The organism is Nocardioides sp. NPDC047086, assembly GCF_040643685.1.
Classification (GTDB): Bacteria; Actinomycetota; Actinomycetes; order Propionibacteriales; family Nocardioidaceae; genus Nocardioides.
Genome location: NZ_JBEYUV010000079.1, coordinates 1 through 6,588 on the forward strand (window position 1 = coordinate 1; position 6,588 = coordinate 6,588).

At 71.7% G+C, this 6,588-nt stretch carries 6 protein-coding genes; 2 read left to right on the forward strand and 4 right to left on the reverse strand.

The genetic code is table 11. The annotated features are described in order from the left end of the window. Nucleotides 1–82: 82 nt before the first annotated feature. On the reverse strand, nt 83–1,018 hold the full coding sequence (locus tag ABZ796_RS27525; RefSeq protein ID WP_357341359.1) for a TerC/Alx family metal homeostasis membrane protein: 936 nt from the start codon (nt 1,016–1,018) through the stop codon (nt 83–85). Between the two features lie 200 nt (nt 1,019–1,218). On the opposite strand from ABZ796_RS27525, the gene ABZ796_RS27530 reads away from it, so the two are divergent. Together ABZ796_RS27530 and ABZ796_RS27535 are read left to right on the forward strand one after the other, a co-directional pair. Next, a complete protein-coding gene (locus ABZ796_RS27530) occupies nt 1,219–2,601 on the forward strand; it encodes an FAD-linked oxidase C-terminal domain-containing protein (protein ID WP_357341361.1) in 1,383 nt (460 codons plus the stop codon). A gap of 54 nt (nt 2,602–2,655) precedes the next feature. After that, nucleotides 2,656–3,483: a hypothetical protein gene (locus ABZ796_RS27535; protein WP_357341362.1), complete on the forward strand. Its 828-nt coding sequence runs from the start codon at nt 2,656–2,658 to the stop codon at nt 3,481–3,483. Nucleotides 3,484–3,499: 16 nt separating this feature from the next. Here ABZ796_RS27535 and ABZ796_RS27540 read toward each other — a convergent pair whose 3' ends face one another. The 3 genes from ABZ796_RS27540 to ABZ796_RS27550 all read right to left on the reverse strand — a co-directional run bounded on the left by ABZ796_RS27540 (nt 3,500) and on the right by ABZ796_RS27550 (nt 6,509). Continuing rightward, nucleotides 3,500–5,215 (reverse strand): copper resistance protein CopC, encoded by a 1,716-nt coding sequence (locus ABZ796_RS27540; protein WP_357341364.1) that lies wholly within the window; start codon nt 5,213–5,215, stop codon nt 3,500–3,502. Beyond that, the gene (locus ABZ796_RS27545) at nt 5,212–5,925 is read right to left on the reverse strand and encodes a YcnI family protein (protein ID WP_357341365.1); all 714 of its coding nucleotides are present in this window, start codon (nt 5,923–5,925) and stop codon (nt 5,212–5,214) included. The genes ABZ796_RS27540 and ABZ796_RS27545 overlap by 4 nt, the downstream gene beginning before the upstream one ends. A 62-nt stretch (nt 5,926–5,987) precedes the next feature. Beyond that, nucleotides 5,988–6,509, reverse strand: a complete 522-nt coding sequence (locus ABZ796_RS27550) for a cell division protein FtsQ (RefSeq protein WP_357341366.1) — start codon at nt 6,507–6,509, stop codon at nt 5,988–5,990. Nucleotides 6,510–6,588 lie beyond the last annotated feature (79 nt).

The following is a 6,588-nucleotide window of genomic DNA, read 5'->3' on the forward strand; positions in this document are numbered from 1 at the left end:
GGTCGAGAGGACCGACGGTGGCCACCGTCGGTCGAGCCGCGAGGCCGCCCGCGGCCGAGCGTGTCGAGACCAACACGGTCGCTTACGCGTTCGTCTCCTCCAGGGCCTCGTTCTTCTCACGGGCCTCCGTGCGCGCGGAGGCGATCAGGCTGGTGGTGACGGTGACGGCGAGGATGCCGACGATGATCACCAGCGAGAGCCAGGTGGGGACGACCGGAACGCCGGCCCAGTGGCCGTGGGCCCAGTGCAGGCCGAGCTTGACGCCGATGAAGGCGAGGATCGCGGCCAGACCGTAGGAGAGGTGGACCAGCTTGGACAGGGCACCCTCGAGCACGAAGTAGAGGGCCCGCAGACCGAGCAGCGCGAACGCGTTGGTGGCGAAGACCAGGTAGGGGTCGCCGGTGATGCCGTAGACGGCCGGCACCGAGTCGACCGCGAAGATGATGTCGGTCGCGAAGATGGCGAGCACCACGATGGCCATCGGCTTCAGCCCGATCTTGCGGCCGAGGCGTACGGCGAGCATCTCCTCGGGGTCGACCTTCTGGTCGTGGCCCTGGACCGCCTCGAAGAAGAGCTTGGCCGCGGTGATCAGCAGGATCGCGCCGAAGATCAGGAAGACGATGTCCCACTGGGACAGCGCCGCGGCGCCCAGAGCGATGAAGATGCCGCGCAGCACGAGCGCGCCGACGATGCCGAAGAGCAGCACCTTCTGCTGCAGGTGCCGTGGCACCGCGAAGGCCGCGAGCAACAGCATGAACACGAACAGGTTGTCGACGCTGAGCGACTTCTCGACGATGTAGCCGGTGTAGTACTCGAAGCCGGTCTGGCTGCCGTGGGCGTTCCAGACCCAGACACCGAAGGCGAGCGGAAGCGCGATGTAGAAGGCCGACCAGCCCAGCGCCTCCTTCATGGAGACCTCGTGCGGACGACGGGTCAGGAGGAAGTCGAGGGCGATCAGCACCACGACGGCGGTGATGGTCACGGCCCACAGGGTGGGTGTGCCGATGGTATCGAGCATGAAGGGTCCTCAGGCGTGTCGATGAACGTCTGAGGTCTCCCTCACCCCGGATCGGGGTGTCATTCCGGGACGGTGGTGGCACCGACGTACTGACCGGAATGAGCTTGGTGAGGTACTCCCCTCGAGGTCAAGCGTATCGGTAGCAGAGAAGGGGTACGCAAATCGCCCCCTCGAAGTCGGCCAGACACGACAATGGGGCGATGACGATGGAGTCACAGCTGTCCCTGGTCGACGACCTCGCCGCCAACGTCTCCGAGGTGGCGACCGACGAGCTCTCGCGGCTGGCGGCCTCGACCGACAGGTCCGGCTCGGTCGCCGACGGCCTGCCGCTGGCGGTGGTACGTGCGCACGGCATCGAGGACGTCCAGGCGGCGATGCGGATCGCCTCCGCGCACCGCGTACCGGTCGTCCCGCGGGGTGCGGGCACCGGGCTGGCCGGGGGAGCGGTGGCCGGCACCGGCCACCTCGTCGTCGACCTCTCCGCGATGGACCGGATCCTCGAGCTCGACCCGGTCGACGAGATCGCGGTCGTCGAGCCCGGCGTGCTCACCGCGCGGCTGGACGCGGCGGCGGCCGAGGTGGGGCTGCGCTACGCACCCGACCCGGCCTCGGCGGCGATCTGCTCGATCGGCGGCAACGTCGCCACCAACGCAGGCGGGCTGCGGTGCGTGAAGTACGGAGTCACCCGGGAGGCGGTCCTCGGTCTCGACGTCGTCCTCGCCGACGGCACCCTGATCCACACCGGCCGCCGCACCATGAAGGGCGTCGCGGGGCTCGACCTCACCGCGCTCTTCGTCGGCTCCGAAGGCACCCTGGGCATCGTCGTCGGCGCGACCCTGCGGCTCAAGCCACGGCCGGTCTCCACGCTGACCGCGTCGGCCGCGTACGCCTCGGTGGCGGCAGCAGCCCGGGCCTGCGCCGAGATCTCCGCCGCCCGTCGGCTGCCGTCGATGCTGGAGTTCATCGACCGGCGGTGCCTCGAGGCGATCGACCGGTTCGCCGGCACCTCCTACGCCTCCCGGGGCGAGGCACTGGTGATCGCCCAGGCCGACGGGTCCGCCGCGGAGACCGAGATCGAGGCGATCGCGGCCGTCCTCGGCAAGGAGGCGACCTGGATCGAGCAGGGCGTCGACGAGGAGTCCTCCGAGCGCCTGGTCGAGGCCCGTCGCCAGGTCCTGCCGGCCATCGAGACGGAGGGCGCCTTCTTCATCGAGGACATCTGCGTGCCCCGCTCCCGGCTAGCCGAGGCGGTCGAGCGGGTCTCCGAGATCGCCGACCGGCACGGCGTACGCATCTACACCCTCGCGCACGCCGGCGACGGCAACCTCCACCCGGTGATCGGCTGGGACCCGTCCCCGGACGACGTCCCGGGGGCGATGCCGCCGGCGGAGACCGCCGCGGGGGACGAGATCTTCGCCCTCGCCATCGAGCTCGGTGGCACCACGACCGGCGAGCACGGCATCGGCCGGCTCAAGCGCACGTGGCTCGAGCCCGAGATCGGTGCCGGGTCCGTCGACGTGCAGCACCGGATCAAGGCGGCGCTGGACCCGCTGGGGATTCTCAATCCGGGTGTCGGGTTCTGACTCCGCTGATGGTCTCGGGCTCCGCTTCAACCAGTGCCATGACACCATTTGCCCGTGCGTGTCGGAATTGCTGCTGTCGTCCTGTGTCTCGGTCTTGCGGTCACCCTGATCTCCTGTGGTGGAGAACCCGAGGCGGCCGACCCGACCTCGACCCCCAGCGCGGCGACCGTCGTGACCGCGATCAAGGGCGCCGACGGCACCTCCGCGACCGCGGGCGGCTACACGATCGGTGACGTCAGCCTGCCCGCCGAGGCGGGCACCCCGGGGAAGGTGAGCTTCACGATCACCAAGGACGGCGGCCCGGTCACCGACTACATCGAGGAGCAGACCAAGGACCTCCACCTCTATGTCGTCCGCGACGACCTGGAGGTGTTTCGCCACCTGCACCCGACCCGAGGTGACGCCGGGGACTGGTCCGGCGACCTGACGCTGCCCGCGGGTGGCACCTACCGGGTGGTCGTCGAGTTCGCCGCCCGCACCCCCGACGGCAAGGGGGAGCAGGCGATGCTCGGCACGACGGCGAAGGTCGCGGGGGCGACCGAGGTGGACGTACCCGGCTCCGACGACGGCACCGTGATCGCGGCGCTGGAGGAGACCCCGAAGCCCGGGATCGACCAGGAGATCGGGGTCCTGCTCTCCGACCCGGCCGGTCAGCCGGTCAACCTCGGGACGTACCTCGGGGTCTACGCGCACGTGACCGCGTTCAGCCGCGAGACCGGCGAGGTGATCCACCTGCACCCGCTGGGCGGCCCCGAGAACGGCGAGGACGGCACCCGCCTCGGCATCCACGTGAAGCCGCCGAAGGCGGGTGACTATGTCTTCTTCGTGCAGGCGCGCGTGGACGGGATGGTCCACACGCTCCGGCTCCCCGTCACTGTCTGAACCTCACCGTCCGAAATCACTGCCCGACGGGGAACTTCAGCACTCCCAGCGGGCTCTCGAACTCGCCCAGCCGCAGGCCGACGGTGGCTTCCCAGGTGCCGCCCTTGGGCAGTACGACGTCGGCCTCCCAGGTGCCGGCGGCGACCGAGGTCAGCTCCAGGCTGCCCAGGTCGAGCTCGCCCGAACGCAGCTTGGCGGTCGGGACCGCCGAGGCCTCGACGGGCTCGCCGGCCGCGTCCTGGATCTGCAGCCGGAGCACGTTCGGCCCCGGACCCGCCGGGGTCAGCGTCGCGTAGACCCGGTGGTCCTCACCCAGCTCCGCGGCCTGGGTGTTGGTCTGCGCGACCGTGGCCGAGCCGGTCCCGGTCGAGCCGGCCCCGGCCTGCGGCGGCTGGTCGACCAGGAAGCCGGTGACGCCGAGGACGACGACGAGCACGCCGGCCTCCATCAGCACGGCCCGGCGCAGCATCGAGCCGGCCTCGACGGTGTCGTCGTGGCCGGCCGCCTGGCGGACGCGGGGGAGGACCAGCAGCCGGTTGCCGGCCGCCATCACCGAGACCGCGACGACCAGGGCGATCTTGGTCATCAGCAGTGTGCCGTACGTGCTGTTGAGCAGGTTGTCCCAGGAACCGAGGATCCGCCAGCCCATCAGCACCCCCGAGACCGCGAGGGCGGCCAGCGACGCGGCGGCGAGGGTGGAGAAGCGGGTGACGATCTCGGCCGCCACGGTGCCGCGCCGGGTGATCAGCGGCAGGGTCAGCGCGAGGCCGACCAGGCCACCGAGCCAGAGCGCCCCGGCGATCAGGTGGATGACGTCGGTGGCCGTGACCAGCCAGGCGGGTACGACCGCGCGGGAGTGGCCCACCAGCGCCGGGGAGCAGATCGCGACCAGTCCGGCGGCAGCGGCCAGGCGGGGTCGTTCGCGCAGCGCGAGCGCCGCCGCGATGCCCACGATCCCTACCAGCGCGCTGAGCCACTCCTTGCCGACCGAGGCCGGCGACCAGGCGTCGAAGGTGAGCATCGCGCCCGGTCCGCTCTCGCTCTGCAGCGCACCGCTGGCCGGGGCGAGGGCCACCAGTGCGACCACGGCGACCATGCCGGCCAGGATCTGGACGCGCTGGACCCGGGTGATGGCCCGGTCGGGGACGCGGTGTTCCCCCACGCTGGGCCCCACCAAGATCAGCCCGCGGAACCAGACCAGGCCCACGACCAGCAGCAGCGCGGCGTACTGGAGGAACTGGAGCACCCCGTGGATCACCGCCGTCGCTCTCGACGGCTCCGAGGACGGAGGTGGGGCGACGCTGAGGCTCGGGGCGCCGACCGCGAAGGTCAACGAGCCCGAGATCGGGTGGCCGTCGGCCGAGACCGCTCGCCAGGCGACGACGTAGGTGCCGTCGCCGAGGGTGCTCGCCTCCGCGAGCGCGACCTTCATCTCGGTGCCGCCCGCGCTCGCCTCGGAGGTCACCTCCTGGCCCTTCGCGTCGTAGACCGTCACGCCCGCCGGCGTCAGGGTCACCGCCTCGTCGAAGGTGAAGGTGATCGTCTCCGGCGCTTGCTCCAGGACGGCCCCCTCCTCGGGGTCCGTGCCGATCAGGCTCGCGTGCGCCTGGGCGGGGGAGATGCCGAGCAGGACGGCGTACGCAGCGGCGGCGAGCACCGCCAGCAGCCGCCCCAGGGCGCGCCGGCCCAGGCCCTGGTCGAGGCCGGGCCGGCGCGTCAGGGGAGCACTCACGCCTTACGACGTCCCAGCGCAAGGGCGGTCGCGCCCGCGATCAGGCCGAGGATGCCGGCGCCCGCGCCGACAGCACCCCACAGGTTGCTGCTGTCGCCGTCCTCGACGTCGTCCGCGACCGGCTCGGCCTTCTCTCCGGCCGGCTCCTCGGCGCCGTGGCCGTGGCCGTCCTCGGCCTCCGCCGCGGTGACCTCGAAGGCCGGGGCCGGGCTCTCGGGCTCCTCCGTGGCGCCCTCGGGGGTCTCCTCGATCCAGGCGGTCTCGCCCTTCTCACAGGTCTGGACCGTCGGGAAGGCAAGGGTGCCCTCCTCCTCCGGCAGCTGCAGGGAGACCTCGAAGGCGTCGCGCTGACCCTCGGGCAGCGGGGTCTTCGCGGTGTAGACGATGGTCGCGTCGCGCTCGGTCAGCTCGTTGCCGTGGGCGTCCTTGACCGGCTCGGCGAGCTTCTCCTTGGTGACCTTGACGTCGTAGAACGGCTGGCGCGTCGGGGTGACCGTGTTGACCCCCTCCGGCACCTGGATGGTGATCTTGTTCGTCGGGGAGCCTTCGCAGCCGTGGCCGACGCTGAAGGTCAGCACCGTGTAGGCGCCTGCGGCGGTCTCGGTCGGGGTGACCGTGACGTGCGCGGAGGCCGGAGCGGCGAGGAGGAACGTGATGCCCGCGGCAGCGATGGCGGGCGCGCCGAGGCGCGCGAGGGTACGTCGAGACATGGTCGTTGCTTTCTGTGGAGTGTCTGCTGGTTGGGCGTGCGCCCAGGTGTCGGGTCGGGTCCTCAGGCGAGGACCGGCGGCCCGCGTCCAGCAGCGACGTACGTCCACAGGTCGGTGCGCAGCACCACCGGCTGAGCCTGCGTCGGCAGGCGGAACGGGATCGGGATCCGGGGCGTCGTGAGCGCCCGGGAGATGACCTGCCAGGCCCGGCGGTGCAGCAGCCACACGGCGACCGTGAGCACCGCGGCCGCAGCGTGCGCGACCAGCATCGAGGTGTCGCCGGTGCCGGTGCTGTGCGCGTGGGCCGTGGGCGCCGCGTACGCCTCGAAGGCCTCGTGCATCCCCAGCTGCGCCGCCCCGGCGAGCAGAGCGCCCAGGACGATCCCGACCCTGCGCTGCAGCACCACGATTCCGGCGCCGAATGCGGCGAACCCGGTCGCCACCAGCCACAACGCGTCCGGCAGCTCCCCGCCGCCGGCCAGGTGGGCCAGGCTGGACCCGGTGGTGATCTCCACCGCCGCGAGCAGCGCCAGCCACACGCTCCCGCGCGTCGGTCGCACCACCCTCAGATCCACGCCGGACATTGTCGCAGACCTGCCGACCCGTCACGTACGTCGGGGGGGGAGTTAACCCCCGGGCATATAGGCGGACCGGCGGGTCGGT

Bases quoted from the DNA above. Each gene is read 5' to 3' on its own strand.
- ABZ796_RS27525 (WP_357341359.1), bottom strand. From the start codon at position 1,018: ATGCTCGATACCATCGGCACACCCACCCTGTGGGCCGTGACCATCACC.
- ABZ796_RS27530 (WP_357341361.1), top strand. From the start codon at position 1,219: ATGACGATGGAGTCACAGCTGTCCCTGGTCGACGACCTCGCCGCCAAC.
- ABZ796_RS27545 (WP_357341365.1), bottom strand. From the start codon at position 5,925: ATGTCTCGACGTACCCTCGCGCGCCTCGGCGCGCCCGCCATCGCTGCC.
- ABZ796_RS27550 (WP_357341366.1), bottom strand. From the start codon at position 6,509: ATGTCCGGCGTGGATCTGAGGGTGGTGCGACCGACGCGCGGGAGCGTG.